Source organism: Ferrimonas sp. YFM, from assembly GCF_030296015.1.
Lineage (GTDB): Bacteria > Pseudomonadota > Gammaproteobacteria > Enterobacterales > Shewanellaceae > Ferrimonas.
Genome location: NZ_AP027368.1, coordinates 1,671,377 through 1,696,465 on the forward strand (window position 1 = coordinate 1,671,377; position 25,089 = coordinate 1,696,465).

Consider the following 25,089-nt stretch of genomic DNA (forward strand, 5'->3'; position numbering starts at 1 on the left):
TGGTTGGATGGCAATAAAAAAGCGCCCGCAAGGGCGCTTTTGGGGTTGGGGCGGAAGTCAGTGATGAGCTTGCAGAACATCCCGGGTGCCATGAACCGCCTTGATGTCCTGAGCCTTACCGTCGCCATGACAGACGGCGCAGGATTCGGCGCCACTGAGCGGCGCGGTGTTGAGATCGCCGGTGATGACTGCGCCATTGGACTGGAAGTGCGCCAGGGCGGCCTCGGTGTTGTGGGTGTGACAACCGCGACAGGATTCCGCCACCGGCGAGATGTGGTAGTGGTTTCCCGAGAAAGCAGGATACTCGATCTCCATGGACTCCTTGCCCGAGGTCAGCTGGCCATTGGGCTGGAAGAAACCGCTCTCCGCCTTGTGACAGGCGCTGCAGCGCTGCTGAGACTCGGGGTATCCCTGGAGTTTGCCCTCCTTGAGGAACAGCCCTTCTCCATCCATCGAGGAGCCGGCGCCTGAGTGGACACGGTGGACCACGGTCACCAGATCGCGGTTGTGGTATTGAGCCGGGGTTTCCACCGCCTTGAGAGAGCCATCGGCCTGAGTGACATAATCCATCACTGAACCGTGGTAAGAACCGGCGGCGCTGGCATTGTGACACTGAGAACACTGGGCCAGATCGGTCAGGCCATAGGGCATCTTCGGCAGTGACAGCTCATCATGACAGGCGTTGCACTTGGCGGTGTCCACCGTCATCTGTTCGGCGTTGGCGCTCTGCAGTGTGTTGGCCTGCTGGCCCGGCGCACCGCCAATCAGTACTACGTCCACCGCCATTTGCATGGGGGAGATGGTGGCGCCGTCTGGGCAGATGGGGGTGTAGTACCCCCTGGCGTTGGCCAGTTTGTCCATGTCGTGCTTCACCAGCTTGTCACCGTCGGTGCACAGGGCGAAGTGAGGGGCGATGAGGGCGGTTTTGCCTCGCCAGTCGCCGGCGTTGGCCACAGTCAGCACCAGCTTTTGCTCGGCATTGACCAGAACGCCGTCGGTAGCCACACCAAGATGACTGTGCAGATCGGCCAGTCCATCGCTTTTCACTTCGGTCAGAGTCAGTTCGGCGCCGTGGTGGGCGCCCAGTTTCTTCACCGCATAGTAGTCGCCAAGGTCCAGGCCGGGGAACAGTCCCTGGGTCTGATAGGTGAGGGTCAGGGTGTTTACATCGTCCAGCACAACGCTGTCCAGGGTCAGGGCAACCGCCTGTTTACCGGCATCAATGTCGCCTACCTTGTGGACTGACTTGATGGCGCCGTCGTTATGGCATTGGTCGCACATCAGGTCATCGTTGAGGCCACTGTGGTCGAAACTCAGGGCAGTGTCCTGCTTGAAGCCAGGGTGACAGGCTTCGCAGGCGGAGACCGTTGGGGTCAGCCAGCTGTCGCCATTGTCATGACAGGTTTGGCACTCTGCCACTTTCTGGGGATAGCCGATGCGGCCGAAGTTTTGCGCCGCTTCACCGGTCAGGTTCTGCGCCCAGTGCAGCCTGTGCACCATGGCGGGCCAGTCCGGGTTCCAGCCTTTCACCTTGCCATCCTTGTCCCCTTTGAGGTTGATGGCATCGGTCTGGGCGATGCTGAAGTTGTGGCAGAGCACGCAGTTCTCGACGTTCTGGTAATTCTCATGGGCCTTGAGGCCATTGATGATGCCATCGTCCTCACCGTGACACTGCTGGCAGGCGGCACTGGAGACGCTGTCCTTGAGGGAGTGGGCGGCATCACCGCTGGCGGGTACAAAGTCGAAGGTCTGGGAGAGAACCTTGTCGGTCAGGGGTTCGCCTTGGGCATTGACCACATTGAAGGCGCGCAGCAGCACCCGCTGCAGGGCATTCGGGTCCCACTGGTCGCTGATGATGGGGGCCGTGCCCTGGTGTTCCCAGGTCCCCAGGTAGCTGCCGGGCTGATCGTCATCTTCGGTCAGGGTGCAGGCATCGAACTCCCGCCCCATATAGTGGAATGTGCCGGTTTCAGAGCACATCAGATAGTAACCTTTACCTTCGGCGATCATCGGGTTTCGCCAGAGCAGGTCGGGCCCAATGTCGTCGGGGTTGTCTATCTGGCTGGCGGTGTAGACCGCCAGGCTGTCCAGCCCGGAGAAGGGCACGTTGTCTCCCTTGAGGTTTTTCCCGGTGACCCTGAATTTCAGGGAGAATGGCGCTCCGGGTTTCATCTGCAGATCGGCGGCTTCCAGCTGAAACTGGATGTGGTTATGGGCCTCGGCTGTGGTGGTGTAGCTGTTGGCATCCAAGCCAGGTTTTCCATTGTTGCCGTCTTTGCCATCCTGGCCATTTTGGCCATCATCGCCGTCGCTGCAGCCCCCCAGTGCCATCGCCATCATCAGGGCCACGGTCAGGGTTGTTCTACTGTATTGGTTCATCATCATTTGTCCTGAATATTATTGATCTTGTTTTTGGTGTTATTTCAGATTTTTGAATTTATCCTCCAAATTATTTAGCCACTTAAGCCGTTTACTCTCTTTGGAGAATTTCACCATGGCGAGATTCATCCAGTGTCTGTTTTTGATGCCTATCTTCCAAAACGTGCCCATCAATAGCGCTTTTTTTATGGCGTTACCAAAAAGAAGGCGATAAGCGATGGAGGGGGTGTTCATGGTGGTGATCATGGTGACCCCTTTCAAACCGGGTAAACGAGACACCATGCCATTTCCCGATGAAATATAGTCATAGGCAATGCCGGGAAATATCACCTTGTCGATGAACCCCTTGGTGAGTGCCGGCATTAACTCCCACCAGATGGGGAAGATAAATACCAGATGCTCGGCCTGTTCCAGCCGGGACTTATAATCCAGTACCTGTTCGTCCAGCAGCGAGTAAGCGGCGTTGAGATCTTTTGATGCGGTGATAAAGGCTTTGAGATCCTTCTCCCTAAGGACGGGATCGAAGCCGTCTTTATCCAGGTTGATCAGGTCAACCTGATGGCCGCCGCGGGTGAGCCCCTGGGTGACCGATGAGAGAATGGCGTGACAGAAACTGCCTTGGTATGGGTGGTTGTAGACGACCAGAACACGCATGGCCCACTCCGTTTTGACTGGAATGGCGCCATGTTAGGTCATGAGTCTTTGAGGCGACGATAACCTATGTTAATTGCGACTGTTGCCGGGATCGAATTCTGCTAAGAGAGACGGGTGTGATGCCCAGATAGGAGGCCAGATGCTTCTGTGGCACCAGTTTCAGCAGTTCCGGGGCGTCCGATATCAGCGCCAGATAGCGCTGCTCCGGGGTGTCTTTGATGCGGGAGAGAAACAGGTGTTGATAGTGCCTGAGCCGGTCGCAGGTGAGCTTGAACATCGCCTCTTTGAGTTCGGGCCTGGATGCCATCATAGCATGAAGGTCTTGCTTGCTGACCCTGTGCACCGTGGCGCTGGTGACGCTCTCCAGGGTATAGGGACTGGGACTGTCATAGATAAGGCTTTCGAATGAGGAGACAAACTGATTGGGCAGGAAGAATTGAAAAGAGACATCTTTGCCGTTGTGATTAAACCAGGATCTCAGGCAGCCTTTCTCAATGAAGTAGAGGTATTTTGCCTGCTCGCCCTCTTTTATTAATGGAGTCGATTTTTCCAAGTCGAGATGGATGGACTTGGGCTTAAGGGCGTTCCAAATAACCTGGACTGAGTCCATATGAGGATTCCGGAGCTGTAGGCGAATATTTTCGAATCCTAGAGTCGTCGTAGGATTAAGTCAAGCTGACCTGCCTAAGACTAAGGGTGGCAGATTTTATAAGGGTTTTAAAGACGAGGGTAATAGGTTTAGTGGGGCGCGGTATATAAAGTGAGGGTGCGGGTTTGGTGAGGGAGGTAGACTGAAAGGGAAGAATGGGCGCAGATGAGATACTCACCTGCGCCACAATCGATATTAGAGCACTACTACGTTAGCAGCTTGAGGGCCCTTTTGGCCTTGCTCTACATCGAAGGAAACCTTCTGGCCTTCGGACAGGCTCTTGAAGCCGTCGGAAGCGATGGAGCGGAAGTGTACAAACACGTCGGAGCCACCGTTGTCAGGAGCGATGAAGCCAAAGCCTTTCTCGTCGTTGAACCACTTTACCTGACCAGTTGTTTTGTTAGACATAATGTGTCCCTCTTAAATTGGATAAAAACTTTACAATTTCAATTCACTGACTTGAATTACTAAAGATGACTATGAAGTTAAGGGAAACACTTAGGACCAAAACAACAATGAAGGTGTTCTGAAGGCTTGTCTTTTACTCGAGCTGTCATTAATAACTCTGATAGTCAGAGAGGCGCAAAGTATGAGGTCTAATACCCGGGAAGTAAAGCTTTTTCGAAGGCGGCACTCCTCAATAGCTTAACCTTATGAAAAGTAATACTAAAACGACGTTCGTTTGTGACTTGAGCTGGTTGCAGGGCGGGGCCGAATCCGCAGCCCCTGATCCTGTGGAAGGGGGTGTCATGCTTTAGCTAATTCTTTGAAAATAAAGCAATAAGTTGTTTGGCATCAGGCCGGTTATTTCCCATCAAATCTCTGGGAGCAGTCGGTGTACCACAGTTGCACCAGCTGACAGACCTGCTGCCTGAGCCAGAGCAGCTTGGGGTTATGGTTGTTTCTCTTATGCCAGATCAGGGTCAGAGGAACGCTCAACTCGCTTAGTGGTTCCTGAGGCAAGGGAATGGGACGCCAGGTGAGTTCCGGATGGAACCGGCTGGCGTAGGCGCGGCAGTAGGCGGGCGCCGTGGCCATCAATTGCGTGGAGCCTTCGGCCATCAGCAGAGACTGGGTGAACTGAGACAGCCACAGGGAGATGTTTCGACTCAGCCCCATCTCGGCCAGTTTGTCATCCAGGGCCCATAGGTCCCGCCCCTCCCAGGTGACGTTGATGTGGGGAAAGGAGAGAAAGGTCTCCAGATCCCAATTCTGTTTGAGGGCCGGATGGTCCTGGTGCAGGAACACCAGAGGGGGCTCATCGAACAGCACCTGATGGTCCACATAGTAGGGCAGGGTGTTGATGGACTCCTTGGAGCGGATATACACCTCACGCCCGGAGAGGCCCAGGTCCACTTCGCCACTGACGATCGCCTCCAGTGAGTCTGAGTTCCAGTCAAGCAGCTTGGCACTGGAGTCCGGGTAGGACTCCAATATCTGACTGGGCAGCTGCTGCAACGCCAGGGTGCTCAGGGGCGACTCAATCATCAGCCGAAACTGCATCCCCTTTGGGGTTTCATCGCTGCGCCGCTCTGCCAGCTGGCTGGTGAGGGCCATCCAGTTTACCAGCTCCTCCTCCATCGCCATGGCCAGGGGGGTAGGGCATAGGCCCGAGGGCCCATTGGTGAACAGAGGATCATCGAACCAGTCGCGAAGTTTATTGAGGGACTTACTGACCGCCGACGGGGTGACTGACAATCGCTTGGCTGCCTTGCTGACGCTGCGCTCCTGTAGCAGCAGTTTCAGGGTGATCAGCAGGTTGAGGTCCAGTCGGTTCAGGGGCGGAGTCATCTAGGCAGTGTCCCGGGAGAGTTCAAGGTGTGTCGCTGAGCGGGTGCGATGGATCAGTATAAGGTTTATGACGCCGGCGACAAACAGGATGGCCAGCAGGTTGACCATGGGCGGAGTGCCAATAAGGCCCATGACCCAGATGTAACAGGCTGAGCCCGCGACCTGGCTTACGCCCAGGACCGAAGAAGCCAGCCCGGCGCTTTCCCTGCAGGGAGAGAGCGCCTGACTGGTGGCGATGCCAAAGCCCATGGAGAAGCCGCTGCAGATGGCCGCGAACCCCAGATAGAGAGAAAGGGCGTTGTGAGGGGCTGCCAGCAGCACCCCGGCCACCAGGAACATCCCCTGTGCCAGGCTCAGCACCCGGCTCTCACCCCAGAGTCTCAGCAGCTTTGGAGTCATAAAAGCCGAGGTCATGCTGATAAGGGCGGTGGAGGACATCACCAGGGAGTACTCCCCTTTACTTATGCCAAGTTCGGTGATCAGGATTAGGGGAGAGTTTTCCACGAAACTGAGGATCACTGCGGTGGCCAGGGTGCCAATGATCAGGCGGCTGACAAACAGCGGATGGCCGAACAGCTGCCTGGGCGAACTGGGAGTGATCTGCTGGCCGGGGCGGGTTTCCGGGAGCCGTTTCAGGCAGAGCAGGAAGATGGTGGTGGCCAGAGTCGCCATCAGCAGAAACAGCACGCGCCAGGGATGGTGCAGCAAGATGAAATGCCCCAGTACCGGGGCGGTGACCGGTAGGATGCAGATGATGCCGTTGATCATGCTCATTATCCTGGTGCGTTTGCCGTCGTCCAGGGTGTCACGCATGACGGCAAAACAGGTGACGTAGGCAAAACCGGCGCCAACCCCCTGACCGAAACGGGCGAGCAGGAATTGTAAGGTGGTGTCGCTCATCATCGCCAGTAGTGAGGCGATAAGGAACAGGGCGGCGCCCCACAGGGCCACGGGGCGTCGACCCAGGCGGTCAGCCAGAATGCCACCGAGGATCATGGTGGAGGCCATTCCAGCCAGGTAGAGAGAGAAGGCGTAGTGTAACTGAGCGCTGGAGGCACCCAGATCGGCGCTGATGTCGGGAACCGCAATAAGGTAGAGGTCGACCCCCAGAGGGTAGAGCAGGACCAGGGCGAAGCAGCAGAGCAGCATGGGGTTCATGGGGCATTCCAGTCGTAGAGAGTGACCACAATCTAACTGGCGGCATCGGCGTGAGCCCAGCGACCCTTAGGACATTAGTGTTGTCCTAAATGGAAAAGGGTGTGTCTGGCGAGGAAAAGAAAAGGGCGGCCCTGAGGCCGCCCTTGCTGTCACTGGAGTGAACTACCCAGGGGTAATTACATGGACTCAGTGAAGGTACGGGTGATGACGTCCTGCTGCTGCTCTTTGGTCAGAGCGTTGAAGCGTACGGCGTAACCGGAAACGCGGATGGTCAGCTGAGGGTACTTCTCAGGGTTCTCAACGGCATCCAGCAGCATCTCGCGGTTCATCACGTTGACGTTCAGGTGCTGGCCGCCTTCGCGAGCCTGGGTGTTTTTGAAGTAGCCATCCATCAGGGCAGCCAGGTTGCCGCGGCGACCGTCTTCATCCTTACCCAGGGCGCCGGGTACGATGGAGAAGGTGTAGGAGATACCGTCTTTCGCGTGGGCGAAGGGCAGCTTGGCCACGGAGGTCAGGGACGCGACCGCACCGGACTCATCACGGCCGTGCATGGGGTTGGCACCGGGGGCGAAAGGCTGACCGGCACGACGGCCGTCAGGGGTGTTACCCGTCTTCTTGCCGTACACCACGTTGGAGGTGATGGTTAGGATGGACTGAGTCGGGGTGGAGTTACGGTAGGTCTTCAGAGAACGGATCTTCTGCATGAAGCTCTCAACCAGTTCGCAGGCGATCTCGTCCACGCGCTTGTCGTTGTTACCGAACTTAGGATAGTCACCCTCGATGGCGAAGTCGGTGGCGATGCCGTCTTCGTCGCGTACAGGTTTCACCTGGGCGTACTTGATGGCCGCCAGGGAATCCGCTGCGATGGACAGGCCGGCGATACCGCAAGCCATGGTGCGCTCAACGTCGCGATCCATCAGAGCCAGCAGAGACGCCTCATAGGAGTACTTGTCGTGCATGTAGTGGATGCAGTTCAGGGCGGTGACGTACTGCTTGGCCAGCCAGTCCATCAGGGTGTCCAGGTTGGCGTAAACGGTGTCGTAGTCCAGAACGTCGTCGGTGATGGCGTCCATCTTGGGGCCGACCTGAGCCTTGGAGATCTCGTCCACGCCGCCGTTGATTGCATACAGCAGGGTCTTGGCCAGGTTGGCACGGGCGCCGAAGAACTGCATGTGCTTACCCAGAACCTGTGGGGATACACAGCAGGCGATGGCGTAGTCGTCAGACTCGAAGTCCTTACGCATCAGGTCATCGTTTTCGTACTGGATGGAGGAAGTATCGATGGATACTTTGGCGCAGTACTTCTTGAAGCCTTCTGGCAGGTGCTCAGACCACAGAACGGTGATGTTCGGCTCTGGGCTTGGGCCCATGGTGTACAGGGTGTTCAGGTAGCGGAAGCTGCTCTTGGTAACCAGAGTACGGCCGTCCAGGCTCATACCGGCCATGGACTCGGTGGCCCAGATTGGGTCGCCGGAGAACAGTTGATCGTAATCAGGAGTACGCAGGAAGCGAACCATACGCAGCTTCATGATGAAGTGGTCTACCATCTCCTGAGCTTGGGACTCGGTGATCAGGCCCGCTTTCAGGTCACGCTCAACGTAGATGTCCAGGAAGGTGGAGGTACGGCCCAGAGACATGGCAGCGCCGTTCTGAGACTTGATGGCCGCCAGGTAACCGAAGTAGGTGGCTTGAATCGCCTCCTGAGCGGTTTCGGCAGGCTTGGAGATGTCACAGCCGTATTTGGCCGCCATCTCTTTGATTTGGCCCAGGGCGCGGTGCTGCTCGGCGATCTCTTCGCGCAGACGCAGAGTGTCTTCCAGCTTGCCACCTTGCTCCAGCTCCTGCTGCAGGCTGTGGAACTGGTTCAGCTTGTCCTGCATCAGGAAGTCGATGCCGTACAGGGCAACACGACGGTAGTCACCGATGATACGGCCACGGCCGTAGGCATCTGGCAGACCGGTGATCACACCGGACTTACGGCAACGCAGGATGTCTGGAGTGTAAACATCGAAAACGCCGGCGTTGTGAGTCTTACGGTAGTCGGTGTAGATCGCCTTGGTCACAGGATCCAGCTCGCGGCCGTAGGCCTTGCAGGAGCCCTCAACCATGCGGATACCGCCGTTGGGGATGATGGCACGCTTCAGAGGCGCTTCGGTTTGCAGACCAACGATCTTTTCCAGATCCTTGTTGATGTAACCGGCGTCGTGAGAGGTGATGGTGGAAACTTTGGAGGTGTCGAAATCTACGGGGGCGTGGGTGGCGTTCTCTTGACGAACACCTTCCATTACCTTGGCCCACAGCTCGTCAGTCGCTGGGGTGGAGCCCGCCAGGAAGGACTCATCGCCTTCATAGGGGGTGTAGTTCTTCTGGATGAAGTCACGTACGTTAACTTCGGATTTCCAGTCACCTGCAACAAAGCCTTCCCAGGCCTTTGCAAATTGGGCGGTATTTTCACTCATAGACGTTAGCCTTAGATAGAATGTGAATAAAAGCCTCGCCAAACACGACAGGAATAGGGGCCGCTCTATGGCGAAGTTAGTATCCAGGCACCTGCCTTTGTTAGAAGGCATGTACCTGGTTTTGCAAAATTGACACTGAATTCACCGCAGGACAGACATCCATTGGCTTATTAACCAGAGTCTTGGCTGGTTTCAGATTTTCGGAATCGGAAAGCTCAAATTTCACACCTTGGGTAAAGGTGGTTGGTAGCTAGTCGAACCTTTCGCATGGCGGCTTGGCGGCTCGAAGGGCAATTGGTCTTACCATTGCTTTGGGGCAGAGTTCGCCATCCGTCATTGATGAAATACTTTTGATCATTCATGACTCTTAGTCAATAAAGAAACGAGAAATTACCATAGTTTTTTATTAACAGTGACCTGTTTTTGGTTTGTTAGGGATTTGTATTGCGTCGGGTGCATAAAGAGTATTTCTCTATTGCATTCAAACTTTGCTTGAATAGGGCTTTATTTTGCTGTGATGATAAATAAGTTGGCGCAATGTTAAATGGGGGCTTATTTGAACGCATCAAATTAATTCATGCTTGGATTAATTCATGAACTTTAAAGTCTTTGCCTGGCCTGTATTCACGACCTGCTTCTTTTTATTGAATTGAGAACCGGTTTTTGCAAGGACGACACAGCCCGCACTGGGCGGGCTGTGAATGCTGAGGATTAAACGGGGGAGAGGCTGCTGGCCGAAGGCCTCAGATCAGCGTGTCCAGCATGTCGGCGCTGTAACTGGTCAGAGATTGGTTGCTGCGCACCTTCTCAATGCAATCCGGATTGGCGAAAAGTGGTCGGACGATGGCAATCAGGTCGGCGTCTCCTTGTTGCAGGACCTGGCGTCCGCTGTCGGTATCGTAGCCACCACAGGCGATCACTGTACCGTCATAAAGGCGGCGAATGTACTGGGTGACGGTGCCGCCCAGGTGAGGGTATGGGGTGTCCTCCAACATGCCGGTGTGAACATAGGCGAAGGGATAATGATTAAGCTTCGGTAACAGATAATCGAAGACCGCCCTGCCTCGCTCGTCGTGTTCCAGATGAAGGTAGCCCACGGGAGACAGCCTCAAGCCCACCTGAGTGACCGCATCCAGCACCTCCAAGAGAATGTGCGCCATGTTTTCTTCTGACCCGCCCCACTGGTCTTTGTGACCTTTGGTGTCCCAGAGAAGGAACTGATCCAGCAGGTAGCCATTAGCGGCGACTTGAGTGAAACCCTGAACCATCTGATGGAGCCAACGTAACAGTCATCTTATTCCTCTGAAGCATCCAAGCTTCCCCTAATGGCTCAGCAACTGGGCTCAGCGATTCTTTGTGTTAGTGACTGAGTTGTGCTCGAGGTTGAGATTGTAAGTTCGGTATTCTCCTGCCTATGTTTCGCTGTAATACAGTCAGGCAGTTCGGACAACCTGTTTTGTCGAGTACTCATAACAGGCACTGGTATCTGTGGGTAGTACTTTGGGCGGCTCCGTGAAGAATGGCTCGGACGTTGGACCGTTTCTGCCGGCGACCGCTGGGCTTAGGGATGGAGAGCCTTGACCCTGTGTAGCATTAAAGCGATTTGACAAACTAGGTCGTGCGCCCTAGCATTGTTCAAAACTAGGTCGTGCGCCCTAGAGCCGGGCGACGAAGACCAATGGAGATGAAACATGAAACATGGGGTGACCAGACAGCAGATCGTAGCAGCGGCAGATGACCTGTTTTATCGACAAGGTTTTGAATGTACTTCCTTTGCTGATATCACCGCGGCAGTAAATATCTCCCGTGGCAATCTCTATCATCACTTCAAAGTTAAGGACGATATTCTCGATGCCGTGATTGAGGCACGTCTGTGCAAAACCCAGGACACATTGGGGCAGTGGGAGGCGGATGGGGCAACACCCATGGAGCGCATTGAGCTCTATGTTAAAAGCCTTCTGTGTAATTGGCCCTTGATCAAGGAGCATGGTTGTCCAGTAGGGACTTTGTGCACTGAACTTGCCAAACTGGATCATGACGCGAGAGAGGATTCGGTGAAGATTCTCGCTCTGTTTAGACAGTGGCTAAAGAATCAGTTTTTGGCACTGAACTCGGTAGAGGATCCGGATGTGTTGGCAATGCAGGTATTGTCTTGGAGTCAGGGTGTGGCCTCAATGGGGAATGCGTTTAAAGATCTTCAGTACGTTAAACGAGAAGTGCAGAAAATGTGTGACTGGCTTCAGGCAGTGCCGCTTAACCCTAAATAGCTGATCCTAATTGTGCTCCACTTTCAACAGTCCATGGTCTCCACCGGGATAAGGTGATGCATTGTCCATGAAGTACCGGACTCGTTTCAGCAACTGCCACATGGCTTTGCACTGATGATTGCGGGTGACTGTCTCATGGAGCGCATGCCAGAGCTTTTCGATCTTGTTGACCCATGGTGAGTAAACCGGCTGAAACAGCAAAATGAACTTCGGGTTTCTGGCCAACCAGCGCAGTGTTTTCTTGCTCTTGTGGATGATGTAATTGTCCACGATAAGCGTGATGGTTTTGGCCCTTCGATATTGGCGTTTTAGCCGTTGCAGCATCGATAGGAACAGGTTTGAGTCTTTGCTGGTGCTGGCGACATAGGACACTCGACCTGTTTTCGCATGCAGTGCGCCAGCCAGATAGTGTTTAGCATTTTGCCCTGGCGTTGCCACCTTCTTCTGCTTACCTCGTGGCATCCAGTCTGACCCCAACTTGGGGTTCAAATGGATGTCCACTTCGTCCTCGTAGAACACCGGATGATCTGTACAGCATCTTTCCAGCGCCTGCTTTATACGGGCCAACTTGGCGTCCCTATCGGGGTCTCTGATATGCAGTGTTGGCGCTACTCTGCGCCAGACAATGCCCATCCTGGGCAACCAACGACGAATGGTAGACGCATGCACGTTTAAGCCCATAATCCGGTTAATCTCAATAGCCATCAGCTCTGTGCTCCAACGTGACCGCTGGTAACCGATATCTTGGGGAGAGATTTGAATCAACGCCTCTAAAACAACCTTGATTTGCTGGTATGGCTGTGTGGCAACCCGGCCCCGGTTCATCGACTCAAGGCCCTCAAGACCACACTGGGTATACCACTGAATCCAACGGTTGATAGAGGAACGACCAGCCGCCATCATCCGCGAGACTTCGGTGACGTTGTAGCCGTTAGCCAGGAGCAGGATGGCATTGAGCCTGCGACAGTGATCTCTGTCGTTGGTTTTATGCATTTTTTGGATGATACGGCGTCGCTCTGCGCGGTCTGGAAGTGTTAGCATTGCGGGACTCGGTTCGTTTTGGTGGCTGTTTGGTTTGGCGATTGATCAGATCGCCAAAACGCAACCGAGTTCCCTTCCTACTCTACATCCCAGTGATCTACATTTCGGAACAGTTATTTAGAGGACATTTAACAAGTTGCTCAAATCGTTCGTAAACTCACTGGGACAATTACCTGTTGGCTCGCCGCTTCGCGGCGTATAGCCAACAGGTAATTGTCCCTTAGCAAAGCGTTATGTTTTCTCTAGGCCAATCAGGAAAAATCAAATATGTTGTTGAAATTTGGTTTTAACAAATGCCTGCCTATATGGGCGTTATTCTTTTCGTCGATATTATTGTTGGCGGTTGATTCTGTGTTGCTTAAAGAAACTTATGAAGTAGATATTGTAAGCGCTAAGATGGTTAGGCATTCTAAAGGTGAGGCATGTCATTTGACGCTCAGATTTAAAGGTCGTTTTCAGGCTCGTGAGACTTCGAAAAGCATATGCCGAAAATTTATAACTCCTGGGCCAGCCTCATTGACTCAATCAAAGTTTCTAGGGCGGTGGCTAAGTTTAGAAACTCCTAAATTAAGGAGAGTCGAACAACCTTTCGATATATACCATACGATGGATTGGCTATGTTTCCTGATGTTAATTATTTGGCCACTCATGTCACGCTTTGATTTAAAGTGTGACTTAAAGTATGTCTACTATATCGGACTCGTATTTTTGTTTTATTACTCACTTAGTTCATGGTTTTTGGTGATTAAAACATAACAAGGCACTGTAGGCGGATTTCAGACAGTCCGGCTGCGCTCGTGCCTCGCGGAGTATAGCCGGAAGTCTGCTCCCGCTAAGTGGATCGTTATATTTTGAATCAAATTGGGTATGGGATTAAGATTCAGTGGAAGAAAATTTAATAGTTTGTGAGTGTCATGGTAAATCCGTCCCAGCAATAGTTTGTGGTCATTTAGCCAAAAACAATGGCGAATCCGTTGGCTTTATTGAAAATTCAGATAACCCACAAGACTTGCAAGCTTGGTGTAATGCTTGTGAAGATTTATTCAGTGTCGAACAAGAGCTAACCGAAAAGTTTAGGGAATTTAATAACATGTCTGTCGTTTGCGGTAAGTGCTATCAAGAGATAAAAGAAAAGCATTCAATTTCAATATAACAAGCACATTAAATATGGGACGGTTAACGCTCGGCTCGGCTCGGCTCGGCTCGGCTCGGCTCGGATCCGCTTCGCTTCACATTATAGCCAAACATTATCAGCCTCTTATGTGGGCGTTATATCTAAGTCGTAAATCATGCTGCAGAACTTCGACAAACTACCTTCAGTATTGGATCACGAACAAGTTTCCATGCAGTTTCGGAAGGTTATGGATATAGCCGAAACAAACTCGAATGTATCAATTAACGACATCACCGACACTCTCTTTGATGGGATATCAGCATTAGGCTACGCGCCAGGCGAAAGTTTTGATGATCTCGTCGAACACAGAATATTCAGCTGGATTAAAACAAAGTGGAATCTTGGCGATGAAGACTTCATCGATGGCGCAACCGCCATATTGTGCAATCTAAGTCATCCAGGTATTCCTCAATTCCTTCAATCCAAAGTAGAATCAGATCCCAGAGAGTATGCACGTACCTATGCATCAGAGGCTTTGCGCGATAGGAGCTAAAGATATAACAATCCAATGAATCCGACCCAGTAAGCGCCGCTGGGTCGGCACGAGGCCGCCACAGTGTAGCGGCGCTCACTGGGCGGTTTATTGGGGCGCAAGTCGCCTCTGAGGGTCATGCGGTGAGTTGTCGAACGAAAGCTGGTTCACCTGAGTACATACTTCTTTTTTGCTCCCTAGTGGCACTTATCTGCTGCATGGTTTCGGCATGTGGAACACTTTGGCTTTTTGGGGAGGGATTTTTTGCGTATGAGGGAGGTTACTTTCTGGCTTTAGGTGTTTATGTGTATGTGTTTCTCTTGCCTATAGCCGTTTATTACTTTGTGTGGCCAAAGCCGAGGATCAATAGAAAGCTATATTTATATTGCCTATTTCCTTATCTTATGATGATTCCTTTTGCCATTTTCTTTGCTGTATATTATTGATTAAGATTGGTATCTAGCAAGCGCATTAAAAAAAGGAATGAAGTTGACACTGCGAAGTGGATCCTTGTGCTTTTATAGGAGAGTGAGCTATCGTTAAGTTAGCAATAACAATCAGGTGCTTTGGGTTTCTTATCGGAACTTTCTTTATAGGTTCCTCGATAGCGGAAATATTTGGACTTGTACCTCATTCCTATGAGGTTCCTTCTTTAGGAGCAAGGCTAGCATCTGCGTTAGTTCCGATTATTGTTTCAATTGCTCTTTTAGTGCCGATGAGGTTGATAAAGTATAAGAGCATATTTTATTTTTTATCTTTGACATTGTGGGTGGGGTTAGCCCGATGTGGTTGGCTAATGTTGTCTGGGTTATTAGAGTATTTAGAAGGCTCAAAGCATTATGCAATCATTCCTGTTAGTTGCTTAATAATGGTCGTGTACGCTTCAAATATCTATATACTTAAGTCAAAAAGAGCATAATGAGTTCCTGAGTGAACGCACGCAAATCTTTTGGCTTGCGCTCGTGCCTCGCAGATGTTTGCAAAGCTTTATTTTAGCTTGCTTAGGCGGGGTGTTATGCGGAGGCTTTTAAATTAGGTATGTGCTAATGAAGAAGATGGTAATCACAGTGTTCACAATGTTCTTAGGACTGGCTGCATACACAGTGATGTTTACAGTTTTCTACGATTCTTGGTTTCCATATTATTATGAAGACTACATTTCATACTTCTTTGTAGCTGGTGTAATTCTGTTATTGTTCATGCCTGTAGTCATAGTGATGTATAAATTGCGATCAATATCAGAAAATAGTAGTTTCAGCCATTTCGAGTACTATTGTCAGTCTGTGATATTTGTAAATGCTGTAACTTTGTTTCTGTGTTTTCTCACAGTTATATATATGCTAAATCACGGTAGCTTTATTGGTGGGCCTGGGCAAGGTAGCTACGAGATCGTTCCGGTAGAAAGATAGGCGTAATAAGCGTCTGCAATCTGACCTCTAGTCACTGTTACTTTTTGTGAAAAACCACGCCCAAAAAGTGCCAGTAGCCTCCGGTAATTGATAGTCTTAAAGGAAGAATATGAACAATCTAAAAGTCACTTTTTGTTTGCTGATAACTTTAGTCGCTTCAATTGCTCATGCGGACTTATCTGATAATGTGCTTGTACCAAAGGAAGAAATGAATTTTGCTAAAAACTATCTTGGTGAAATTAGAGAGAGAAACTTTGAATATGTCTTAAGCTATATTGGTCCAGAGTTATTGAATCAACTGTCTGAAGAAAAGCTCGAAGAATTTGCTGCGTATTTTCCATCTGGCCAATTGCTATCAACTGCACTAATTGGTTCACAAGTGAAAACTATTAATGAAACATGGCAGGGAAAATTTTCTTTCGAATACGAATTTGAGTCAGGCTGGGCGGTAGCTAGCGTTGTTATGAAGCGTACAGACAATAAAATCTCTGTAATTGGTTTTAATGTGTATAGAACGGAAGCTTCACAGAAAGAACTAAACAAGTTCGAGTTATCAGGTAAATCAGCGCTTCACTATCTTGTTCTGGTATTGGCATGTATTGTTCCAATATTCATTCTCGTTTCTCTTTTTTACTGCATTAAAACGTCAATCCCAAAAAGGAAGTGGTTATGGGCGTTGTTTATTTTAGGTGGTATAGGAACTATAAGCATTAATTGGAGCACTGGTGCATATACGTTGAAGGTACTTGAGTATCAATTGTTTGGCGCAGGGGCAATTGCTGCTAGCGAATATGCTCCATGGGTAGTTACAGTAGGCTTCCCCCTAGGGGCAGTTATCTTTTGGATTAAGCGAAAGTCGTTAATCGAGCAAGGTAAGTGTTAGAAATTGAGGTTAAGCATGGACAAACAGTCGAGAATGGAGTAACGAAGAAAGGCTGGGTATAGAGAACTGCCGAAACCTCAAGTGAAGTATCAAGGACCAGAGTATTCAATGTCTTTTGCTTGTTGTGAGTGTAGAACGTCAAATATGCGCCAATTCAATCTTGCTCCATGTGATTAGCCAAAAGTGATTGAGTGTCCAATCTGTAAGGGTGTAGCAGTGAACTTGGGTCGCCACTTTAAGCCACCTAAAAAGTTGGATGTGGCTCAATGGAAAAAATTATATATTTAATTGAGCATGGCTTCGTATTTCAAAAGATTAGAACGAATAAAAATAGCTGTGAAAGCGTCCCTTATCCTGAAACTCTATCTCAAGCAAAAGGGTTTGTATTGAAGTATCAACGATATGCAGTGAAATCGCCTTATAGCAAGCTTTAAAGTTTGATTGGTATCAGTTGGCTAAATTACGCTTCATTAAATATTTGTCTCAACTGTTATTCATTCCTTAAGGTGGTGTTGTATTTTATGGGAATATTGATGAAAAATTTGATTGTAGTAACTTTAATAACATTATGTGTTGGATGCTCAAGTATCAAAGATGATTTTGTTTTTGACGGGAGTACCGAAGCATCAACTCAGGCTGGTATAGTCAAAGTTATGAAAAGATTGAGGCCCAAGGATCGATTAGAGTTTATGACAGCGCTTATGGCCATTCAGTTCTATGATGTTAAGAGTGCCAGTGAGGTTGTTGACGATCCAACGATGGTTAATGAAATGAATTATTTTATAATTGGCAAAAAAATCGATGGCTTGAATTATCAACAGGTGATTGAACTGGCTAAGACATCACCCACAAAGGTAGAGGTAATCAAGTAAATAATAAAGGCGCAGTAGGTGTCTGCTCGTGCCTCGGAGAGTCTAGGCGGGATGCCTGCTCCTGCGAAGTAAAGTGTGAAGCATCATTACCAATGAATACCAAACAACTTAAGAAAGTACATATAGATCTTCCGAATCACTGGGCAACTGGCGGTGAGTCTCTTTGGGCCACGCCGTTAGGAAATGACTTATATCGGATCGAGAACATTCCATTTTATGCGTATGGTCTCAACTTTCGTGACGTTGTGCTTGCTACCGCTGATACGGACGAACTAAAGCCTGAGGTCAGAAAGGTTTTAAATCCCAGCGGGAATAAGACTTACAGAGTGATTTTCACGAATGGTCTTTCGCGAGAAAAGCAAGTTGAACTTTTGAAAGCCCTTGAGAAATACAAAGCTTCTTATGAGCGCGCAGACGGTATCAATGTAGCAATCGATATCGAGCCGACGGGAGATCACTTAGCTGTTTATGATCAGCTAGAGGTCTATGAGAAAAGTGGAATTCTGTCGTTTGAAACATGTGAAGCACGAGCTGAAGGCAGTTTTGATGACTTACCCGAAGATGCTAGTGAGCCTTCGTAGGTGGATTGCGACCATACTGGATGCGTTTGTTTCTTATGGAGCATAGCTAGACAGCTTGCTCCTACTTGAACAGTTCAGCTTAAGGAGAAAGTATGTTTGATCACGTTGTCTTTGGGGTTCGTGATTACGAGAAGGCCAAAGAGTTCTACCTAAAGGTTTTGGAGCCAATTGGTGTAGTTGTCATTTCGGAGAATGAACTTGGTATTGAGCTTAGCTCAGATGGTAAATCATCTCTGTGTATTCGCCGTAATCCCGAAGCGAATCCAGCCCATCTTCATCTAGCTTTTGTGGCTCAAAACCGAGAACAGGTTCAAGATTTTCATCGAATTGCACTGGAAATCGGTGCTCAGGACAACGGTGGCCCTGGTTTGCGCCCAAACTATAGCGATCAATATTACGCGGCGTACGTGCTCGATCCGGATGGTCACAACATAGAGATGGTTTACCATCAGTGTTAAGAAAGCATCTATATGTGATTTCATTCCGCGACTTAACTGGAGGTTACACGTCTATTGGTTATGAGCACTCAAACGATGAACGTAGAGCCTGTGAATCTGCACGAAGGTTACTTGAAGGGCAAGGTAGTTATCTGGACGAAGTCCTGGAGTTGTCTCGAGTGGGAGTAATCATGTACGGCCAATGCTGGGACACTGAGTTTCATGTGTTCGCACTGATAGCCTCCGATACGGATCATCTGCCTCTGGAGCATGTACGGCCGCGCTGTAGTGCAGAGTTCCTTGCCAAGGCTGATCTCGAGATTGAGCAAGTCAGGGCCTACTATGCAGAGAAGGTGAGGGAAGCTTGTCTGGCAGTTCTTTCGAAGCATCGATGCCTATAACAAGCTGTTCTGGCGAGGTGCAGTGCCTGGCTGGTTTCTTTCACCAACCGGAAAGAATTATCCGCTGTTGGCGCTGCTGAGCGCAGCGTTCAATCACTTATACAGACTCAGAGCAAAGGAGTTGTTATGAGCAAAGTCTTAACCACATTGATGTCCTCCATCTTCCTGTCTGGGTGTGTGGCCGTTCCCATTGAAGACTATGGCTACCTAGACAAGTGTGAGACTTCCTCGAAGAGAAAAGAGCTGGCGGTTGTAGATGTGGTGGAAGGAACTAATTCGTATTTTAGTGTCAGTGGTTTCTTGTTGTCTCCATTAACTGTATCAGTTAGTGCTTTGCTCTCAGGATCCTATGTGGTGGTAAACAATACCTACCATTACGGAGAAGAGGTGCTGGTTTGTGAGACAGACAATATTTAGAGAGACATTGTCGGCAACTTGGAGCATACGTCTAATGACGCTATTGTTTGTTTAGAATCTAAGAGACTCATCTTGGGTGGTGTTCTACTTAGGTTGCAGGAATATGGCAGCTTTTATGACCACGAAATTCAAACATGTTGAATCCACACACAAAATAGACACCGCGATGTTGTCATTCGGATCTTATGAACTTGAAGGACAAGCCGTGAAAGGCTATGAGCTCTATTGTGCTGGTTCCGGAGCGCACCATGTAGCGAAAGTCATGCCTTTTAATAGTGAAGCCACACATCATCTGATGCTGAGTCTTGGACAACTTGAATCTAAGGAGTTCAAAGGGAAAATCAAGATCAAGTGTGGATGGGTTAATGCGGTTTTTAAGTTCGGCGGCCTTGATGAAAAGCGAGGAGTCAAGGTTAAAACCTATCTGTCCGGATGGCTTTTCTTCAGCATGGGATTAGGCAGTTCCTACATTTCTGTAAGCGAGTTGAACACAATACTAAGCAAGTTAAGAGGCTATAAAGCCACGTCATAACAATCCACTTCAACGGGACGCAGTTCGTGCTCGGTCGTAGATGGTGGCTAAGTACGGTTGGTTGCCCTGAGGTGTTTAACGGTGCATTGGTTATGAAAGAACAAAGGACTATATTGTATGGATAACTTTAGACTTTTCTTGTTAAAGGCCGAGATGCTTTGTTGGATATTGCCTATATTCATCTCTGGCTACTTTACTTTTAAAACGATGTATATCTTGTTTGTTCAGTTTGGTGCAATTAACTTTGATTATGTTGCGACATTCTTAGGATTGGCTTTACTCTCGGCATTGTTACCCATCTCTTTGAAGGTTTTGAGATCTTCGATCCCGTAGAAGTCATTGATATAGATAAATTGCATAGTGGAAAATCAGCCAACTGGTTATTTACAAGTGGCTGTGAAACATGTCTGATGAGATGGGTCTTCGCTTTAGTTTGCTTTTGGTTAAGAATATGAACAAGTATAAGTTTAGGTTGATTGTTATATTACTCGTTCAAGTGGCAATTACTATAATCAACAATAATATTGCTGGTGCTTTTAATGAGTCAAACTTTTACTACCCATCAAATTGGTCGTATTGGCTTGGAATGACAGGGAGCATTTTCCTTATTTTGTATGTGTTTAGTCTGGGTTGCCCCAATTGTGGAGCGAATCAGGTGATGCGTGGCTTCTTGTTTACTTCTTGGCGCTGGCCTGAAGACAATTGTCATAAGTGCGGCTCAAAAATAGAGTAGTTTGTTGAGTACAAATTGTCTCGATGCTTAGTTTCTGTGGACATTCAGTGGAAAAATTCAAGAAATATTACTTTTACTACCCAAGGTATATTTTCCTGATGTACTTGGTGTATCAATTGGTGCAGGTATATCACTCTCCGGAGTACGATCTTAACCTCGGAGGGGTGTTTTTGGCTCTAACATTCCCAATGGTACCGGCTTGGTACTCATTTAAATTTTCTAGGAAAATGTCGAATGATATCCAGGGGTCATACTTAAATATCATTAACTACCTGGCTCCGGTTATCGTTGTCTCTGGTGAGGTATATGCATTTCACTATATAGACAACTTGGGTCTTGCGTTTGTTGGTGCTTTTTTTGTTGGAGGATTGTTATTCCCTACTGTCCTATGCATAAACCTGACAATTGCACTGTTTGCAAAGGACACACAAACGGACGGTTAGTGAACAATAGCAAGGCGCCAACTCAAGGTTATATAGCCTGTAGCAAGGTGGTTTGTAAATGGAGCAAAGATTTATGGTGTTCAAGGAGTATCTTTTATGTTGGTGATTCTCAGTATTCTGGCAATAATTTTGGCCTATTTTGTTGCTTGCAACAGGTTGGAAAAGGTTGAGGCAGACCCGGCATCCACTGAAAATACTTATCTATGGTGTCCTTGGTTTGGTTATATAGTACGAATTCAGGGTGCACTGACGGTCGCGTTTGCTGCATATGAACTCTTTGTGTTGGGTTACGATTTAGAGCAAGCTGTTACCTTGGTGATTGGTCTCGGGCTGGTCATCCTATCGGTTCCTGTATTAAACAAGAGTAAGGTTGGCTGGTTTGTGGCGACGGCCATTACTTTTAACCCCTTGTACTGGGTCTTCAACACTATATATTTCTTCAAGAACAAAGAGTGCTTTGCTAAGCCTGCGTAGTAAAAGATTGGACAGCGCCCTAGGCCTTTAGCAATTCTACGGCAAGTTGGCACAGCCTTGGTTATGTCGTTCACCTCTTAAAAAACAAAGGTAACTGGTTGACGTCGAAATGATGAATCTTCCTACGTACGAAAACGATCACTATATCCTGAATAATGCTGAAGAGCGGCATGAGGAGTCTCCGGAGTCGTTTTGGATTCCCAGCAGAGAGATCAGAGAGTCATTGGTGCCCGGGACTCTGGTTAAGCTGATTTTCAGCATGGAAGTGGAGGTTGGCTCGGACGAAGTCTCGGTAGAGAGAATGTGGGTCGAAGTTACCCAGACCGGCAGTGGTCACTATGTAGGTCGGTTGGAAAACGACCCCTATGGATCAAGCTGTGTTCAGTGCGACCAGACTGTTAACTTCATGGCTTGTCATGTCATCGATGTTTACGAGGAAGAGGTTTAGACAGTTCATCGTCATAAAGAAGTCGCTCAGGTGGTGATTGACCATCATCTGCTGTTTGTTGTTTGGAAAATGGAGTTCCCATGAGATATCTGCTAACCGGCCTGGTCGCTCTGTTGTTGGCTGGCTGTAACCTGGGCGACGAAGCTCAGACCATAAAATCCTTTGCAGACGGTGAAAAGGTCTGGGTGTTTGCTCAGTTTAATGTGCGTGAGGAGACCGACGATCTGGAGTCGTACTACTACTATGCGCAGATCTCTAAATCCCTGTATGAAGCGATGGCCAACAATGAGATAAACAGCGGGTTTATCTATCTCGAGAATGTCCGTTACTGGGGCGAGGATGACATTGTTCATGAGTACCGAGACAGCCAGAATTCCGGTGAGATCATCTTTCGCATTGAGAATACGGTAAAGGTCGACCTGGTGGCGGCTGAGCCCATCGTTGGTCAGGGGTTGGAGCAGTTTGATGAGCCGGCATCCAAGAGCGAGCAACAAGCAGAGCTCGAGGGGATTAAGGTTTGACGAGCCATTGGCCGTCTCCCTGCACCAATCTTAATTTTGTCTGTGTCGTTAGTCAGAGAATGGACTCTGAACTGGTGCGACCGTAGTAGTCATTAGTTGTTCTATGAAGATGTTAGCCGCTGTTTGTCTGGCGCTTTGGCTTGTGCCTTTTGTTGGCAGGCAAATGATGCCTCAGGTGTTCTGTGCCTGGTATGTGTTTTGGCCGCTGTTCTGCGCCCTTTGTATTCTGCTGCCCTATGGATTTGCCAAAAGCCTGAGTCCTCAAGCGAACAGGGTATATTCCTGCCTGTTTTTGGCGGTTTTCCTGACGGTGGTTTTCGCCAATGCCATGGTGGTTGTGGGTGCCAGCGGGGTAGGGCGATTCGTGTCCACGCCCACTCAAGGGCTGCCTGAGGAACTTTCTGTCGAGGCGGTGCGCAACGACAGCGCCAAGGTTCGTCGTATGGTCGCCCAGTCTGTGTATGTTGAGTACGGTCAGCCAATCACCTACCTGGATGGAGACAACACTCTGACGTTGTACGTTCCTAGTGAAGATGACAAGGAGCGCTTTCAGGAAAAGAGAGTTGTTAGGGCGCAGGCAGCCGAGGTCATTGGAGGCGTCGATAGCAGAGGTCGGCAATCGGTTTTTGCTTTGGGCTTTGCCTGTGCTTCCTTTTTTGTGGTGTTTTTTTGGGCCTTTAACCTGGAAAGGCGGCGTTGTCGCAAGCCCATTAAGAGCCACATGCTCAATTCGTGAGGTGGAATGAATTTACTGTTCGTTTGCAGTGAGAATCGCTTGAGAAGCCCAACCGGTGAGGAGGTGTTCTGTGCCTACGACGGTGTAGATGCCATTGGCGCTGGAACCAACTCTGATGCTGATACGGTCGTCAGCGGCGATTTGATTGAGTGGGCCGACATCGTCTTCGTAATGGAGCGGGCTCATAAGAGCAAGGTCGCCAAGAAGTTCAAGGCGCTGCTCAAAGGGAAAAAGCTTGTGTGTCTGGAAATACCCGATAACTACCAACGAATGGACCCTGAATTGATCCGGTTGTTGAAGGTCAAGGTGTCTCAACACGTGCAGTTGGATTAAAAGCCTGGTCGGCGACTATGAATCAAGGGAGTTTATGGAAGAGCTGTCAGAAGGCGCAGTAAAAGGGCTTTTACGCTTTGTTCGCGCGGTCATCCTTGAAGGTGTTTGTGAGCGCTTGTGTTTCTGGGTTGGCCTCGGGTCACTGCGCTTAATTACCTTGGGCACTTATCCTAAGGGGAAAAATATTGAAGATCACCAAACGTTTATCGTGGTCTTTGGTCTAGTTGTTGCCATGGGTTTGGTTATTGGAACTGGTGTCTATCTAAGCTGATTGGTACCAGGTGAAATGATAACAACGCGGTTTTTGAAAACCGGCAAAAAGTCACTGCTGGAGCAGCATTTAAAGCTATGCGTAGGGAAGCTAAGCAGACCCTTGATAGGGAGATGGCCATCATCCGATGGCAAAAGTATGGCGCGGTGCTGGTGGTGGCTTTGGTGCTCTGTATGGGGGGATGGTCGGTACTTGGTACACAGCCTCAAGACGCAGAGCCTCTGATTGGGGTGGTCGAAGGCCATCATGTGCTGTTGCACGACGAAGGCCACACACGCTTTCTGCTGGTCAGGGTGCCGGACAGAGAGAGATTGATTCGGGTGGTTCTGCCGCAGCGCTCGCCATTCCTGGCTGGCGCCAAGGTGGAGGTTTATCGCAACCGCGTGGCGGACTCGTCAAGAGAGCGCTACCTGTTCAAACGTTATCTGACTCAGCCCGGCGAATAGTTTCTGGGAGATTGATAACTGCACTAGCGAAGTCGGTTTATGTTTTTTGGGGTGTTTATGGTTCATTCAGGACGCCCGTTTATCTGTGAATTACAGTCATTCTTTTAAGGAGTATTGAATGAGAAAAGAGTTTAACTTCAAGGTGAAGGGCCACGATATCCGGGTGACCAACGCCTGGTTTCGGGGGGCCAAACTCTACGTGGATGGAGACCTTCGTGACTTTGACAAGAGCTTAATTGCAACCGGCAAGTCAGCCCTGATGTCCGCCGACCTGGGGGAGGAAGGAGTTCTGGAGATCTTTCCACTTTCTGGAATGTTCTCCGTGGAATTGGACGCCTACCTGGTGAAGCATGAGGCCAGGCAACAGGTGTACAGTTCCCATGAGCGCCTTAGCCTGACCGAAAAGCGGCTGGCCCAATAGCCAGTTAAACGAATAATTGAAAAGCAGTTTGATCCTGAAATACGCCAGTGGCTGTTTGGCCGTTGGCTGGGAGTTTTTAACATGGAGATGTTGATGAAACTATTAGCGGTTGCCTTGGCGGCAGTGATGAGCTTCGGCGTGAGTGCGGCAAAGAACAAGCTGTTTTTAGAGGTGCAGGTGTCTGATCTGGCCCCAGAGCAGGGTGCCAAGTGGGTGCGGAACCCAGATGAAGAAGTGTTGTTTCCCATTGAGTTGGCCCGCCTGAAAGGGCGGGGCTGTACAGTGCTCTCCTTTGATATTTCCAAAGAGGGTAAGGCGAAAAACGTTGAGGTTGTCGAGTCGATTCCACAGCGGGAACTGGGCGTTTATGGCAAGAAGATGGTGCGCAAGTGGGATTGGCTTCCTGTTTCCGCAACCGAACAAACCGCGGAAACCAAGCGGCTGGTCAGGCTGGATTTCTGTATGGGCGATGAGTCAGCGGAGCAGATTGAGCAGTACTGCAAGCAGCAAGCTAAGCTTGGCTGCAGCCTGTAAGTCACAGCAAAGACCGCTTACGAGCCGCTTGTAAGCGGCTCGTGAGCGGATCACGCGGCGTCATTGTCCAATACTGTTTGGCGCCTTTGTCTCAGCCGCTGCAATAGGGCTGGTAGTCAGTCTGTGGTTTACATTGGTTCTGTCGTCTAACCG

At 49.6% G+C, this 25,089-nt stretch carries 27 protein-coding genes; 18 read left to right on the forward strand and 9 right to left on the reverse strand.

Going from position 1 to position 25,089, the window contains the following annotated elements; genetic code table 11:
* Positions 1-57: 57 nt before the first annotated feature.
* From QUE41_RS07845 to QUE41_RS07880, 8 genes are all read right to left on the reverse strand, one after another.
* On the reverse strand, positions 58-2,382 hold the full coding sequence (locus QUE41_RS07845; protein WP_286342320.1) for an OmcA/MtrC family decaheme c-type cytochrome: 2,325 nt from the start codon (positions 2,380-2,382) through the stop codon (positions 58-60).
* 36 nt (positions 2,383-2,418) lie between these two features.
* Complete coding sequence (locus QUE41_RS07850) at positions 2,419-3,033, reverse strand: NAD(P)H-dependent oxidoreductase (RefSeq protein ID WP_286342321.1); 615 nt, start codon at positions 3,031-3,033, stop codon at positions 2,419-2,421.
* Positions 3,034-3,097: 64 nt separating this feature from the next.
* Positions 3,098-3,643 (reverse strand): Crp/Fnr family transcriptional regulator, encoded by a 546-nt coding sequence (locus QUE41_RS07855; protein WP_286342322.1) that lies wholly within the window; start codon positions 3,641-3,643, stop codon positions 3,098-3,100.
* 234 nt (positions 3,644-3,877) lie between these two features.
* Positions 3,878-4,090, reverse strand: coding sequence for a transcription antiterminator/RNA stability regulator CspE (cspE, locus tag QUE41_RS07860; protein ID WP_286342323.1), 213 nt, complete (start codon positions 4,088-4,090; stop codon positions 3,878-3,880).
* Between the two features lie 396 nt (positions 4,091-4,486).
* A complete protein-coding gene (gene yidZ, locus QUE41_RS07865; RefSeq protein WP_286342324.1) occupies positions 4,487-5,473 on the reverse strand; it encodes an HTH-type transcriptional regulator YidZ in 987 nt (328 codons plus the stop codon).
* Complete coding sequence (locus QUE41_RS07870) at positions 5,474-6,631, reverse strand: MdtL family multidrug efflux MFS transporter (RefSeq protein WP_286342325.1); 1,158 nt, start codon at positions 6,629-6,631, stop codon at positions 5,474-5,476. It lies immediately after the preceding gene.
* Between the two features lie 176 nt (positions 6,632-6,807).
* Complete coding sequence (gene pflB / locus QUE41_RS07875) at positions 6,808-9,090, reverse strand: formate C-acetyltransferase (RefSeq protein WP_286342326.1); 2,283 nt, start codon at positions 9,088-9,090, stop codon at positions 6,808-6,810.
* Between the two features lie 743 nt (positions 9,091-9,833).
* A complete protein-coding gene (locus QUE41_RS07880; protein WP_286342327.1) occupies positions 9,834-10,358 on the reverse strand; it encodes an oxidoreductase in 525 nt (174 codons plus the stop codon).
* A 423-nt stretch (positions 10,359-10,781) separates the two neighbouring features.
* Here QUE41_RS07880 and QUE41_RS07885 point away from each other — a divergent pair, with 423 nt between their 5' ends.
* Positions 10,782-11,357 (forward strand): TetR/AcrR family transcriptional regulator, encoded by a 576-nt coding sequence (locus QUE41_RS07885; RefSeq protein WP_286342328.1) that lies wholly within the window; start codon positions 10,782-10,784, stop codon positions 11,355-11,357.
* 6 nt (positions 11,358-11,363) lie between these two features.
* Here the strand turns inward: QUE41_RS07885 and QUE41_RS07890 are convergent, their stop codons facing one another.
* Positions 11,364-12,398 (reverse strand): IS630 family transposase, encoded by a 1,035-nt coding sequence (locus QUE41_RS07890; RefSeq protein WP_286339588.1) that lies wholly within the window; start codon positions 12,396-12,398, stop codon positions 11,364-11,366.
* A gap of 883 nt (positions 12,399-13,281) precedes the next feature.
* On the opposite strand from QUE41_RS07890, the gene QUE41_RS07895 reads away from it, so the two are divergent.
* The 17 genes from QUE41_RS07895 to QUE41_RS07970 all read left to right on the forward strand — a co-directional run bounded on the left by QUE41_RS07895 (position 13,282) and on the right by QUE41_RS07970 (position 24,936).
* On the forward strand, positions 13,282-13,551 hold the full coding sequence (locus tag QUE41_RS07895) for a hypothetical protein (RefSeq protein WP_286342329.1): 270 nt from the start codon (positions 13,282-13,284) through the stop codon (positions 13,549-13,551).
* 136 nt (positions 13,552-13,687) lie between these two features.
* Positions 13,688-14,065, forward strand: coding sequence for a hypothetical protein (locus QUE41_RS07900; RefSeq protein ID WP_286342330.1), 378 nt, complete (start codon positions 13,688-13,690; stop codon positions 14,063-14,065).
* Between the two features lie 1,497 nt (positions 14,066-15,562).
* Entirely contained in the window at positions 15,563-16,336 is a 774-nt protein-coding gene (locus tag QUE41_RS07905; RefSeq protein ID WP_286342331.1) for a hypothetical protein, read from the forward strand.
* A 533-nt stretch (positions 16,337-16,869) separates the two neighbouring features.
* A complete protein-coding gene (locus tag QUE41_RS07910) occupies positions 16,870-17,208 on the forward strand; it encodes a DUF6694 family lipoprotein (RefSeq protein WP_286342332.1) in 339 nt (112 codons plus the stop codon).
* 92 nt (positions 17,209-17,300) lie between these two features.
* Complete coding sequence (locus QUE41_RS07915) at positions 17,301-17,789, forward strand: DUF4265 domain-containing protein (protein WP_286342333.1); 489 nt, start codon at positions 17,301-17,303, stop codon at positions 17,787-17,789.
* A 92-nt stretch (positions 17,790-17,881) separates the two neighbouring features.
* Positions 17,882-18,247: a VOC family protein gene (locus tag QUE41_RS07920; RefSeq protein ID WP_286342334.1), complete on the forward strand. Its 366-nt coding sequence runs from the start codon at positions 17,882-17,884 to the stop codon at positions 18,245-18,247.
* Positions 18,248-18,753: 506 nt separating this feature from the next.
* Positions 18,754-19,044 (forward strand): hypothetical protein, encoded by a 291-nt coding sequence (locus QUE41_RS07925; protein ID WP_286342335.1) that lies wholly within the window; start codon positions 18,754-18,756, stop codon positions 19,042-19,044.
* Between the two features lie 103 nt (positions 19,045-19,147).
* A complete protein-coding gene (locus QUE41_RS07930) occupies positions 19,148-19,576 on the forward strand; it encodes a hypothetical protein (protein WP_286342336.1) in 429 nt (142 codons plus the stop codon).
* A 1,272-nt stretch (positions 19,577-20,848) separates the two neighbouring features.
* Complete coding sequence (locus QUE41_RS07935; RefSeq protein ID WP_286342337.1) at positions 20,849-21,226, forward strand: hypothetical protein; 378 nt, start codon at positions 20,849-20,851, stop codon at positions 21,224-21,226.
* Positions 21,227-21,338: 112 nt separating this feature from the next.
* The gene (locus QUE41_RS21565) at positions 21,339-21,674 is read left to right on the forward strand and encodes a DUF2314 domain-containing protein (protein ID WP_353506873.1); all 336 of its coding nucleotides are present in this window, start codon (positions 21,339-21,341) and stop codon (positions 21,672-21,674) included.
* 80 nt (positions 21,675-21,754) lie between these two features.
* The gene (locus QUE41_RS07940) at positions 21,755-22,195 is read left to right on the forward strand and encodes a hypothetical protein (RefSeq protein WP_286342338.1); all 441 of its coding nucleotides are present in this window, start codon (positions 21,755-21,757) and stop codon (positions 22,193-22,195) included.
* Positions 22,196-22,298: 103 nt separating this feature from the next.
* Entirely contained in the window at positions 22,299-22,931 is a 633-nt protein-coding gene (locus QUE41_RS07945) for a hypothetical protein (protein WP_286342339.1), read from the forward strand.
* 6 nt (positions 22,932-22,937) lie between these two features.
* The gene (locus tag QUE41_RS07950) at positions 22,938-23,264 is read left to right on the forward strand and encodes a low molecular weight protein tyrosine phosphatase family protein (protein ID WP_286342340.1); all 327 of its coding nucleotides are present in this window, start codon (positions 22,938-22,940) and stop codon (positions 23,262-23,264) included.
* A 34-nt stretch (positions 23,265-23,298) separates the two neighbouring features.
* Complete coding sequence (locus tag QUE41_RS07955; RefSeq protein ID WP_286342341.1) at positions 23,299-23,535, forward strand: hypothetical protein; 237 nt, start codon at positions 23,299-23,301, stop codon at positions 23,533-23,535.
* Positions 23,536-23,612: 77 nt separating this feature from the next.
* Positions 23,613-23,981 carry a hypothetical protein gene (locus QUE41_RS07960; protein WP_286342342.1) on the forward strand — a complete coding sequence of 123 codons (369 nt, stop codon included), beginning with the start codon at positions 23,613-23,615 and terminating at the stop codon, positions 23,979-23,981.
* 118 nt (positions 23,982-24,099) lie between these two features.
* Positions 24,100-24,402 (forward strand): hypothetical protein, encoded by a 303-nt coding sequence (locus QUE41_RS07965; RefSeq protein ID WP_286342343.1) that lies wholly within the window; start codon positions 24,100-24,102, stop codon positions 24,400-24,402.
* An 81-nt stretch (positions 24,403-24,483) separates the two neighbouring features.
* Positions 24,484-24,936, forward strand: coding sequence for an energy transducer TonB (locus tag QUE41_RS07970; protein ID WP_286342344.1), 453 nt, complete (start codon positions 24,484-24,486; stop codon positions 24,934-24,936).
* Positions 24,937-25,089 lie beyond the last annotated feature (153 nt).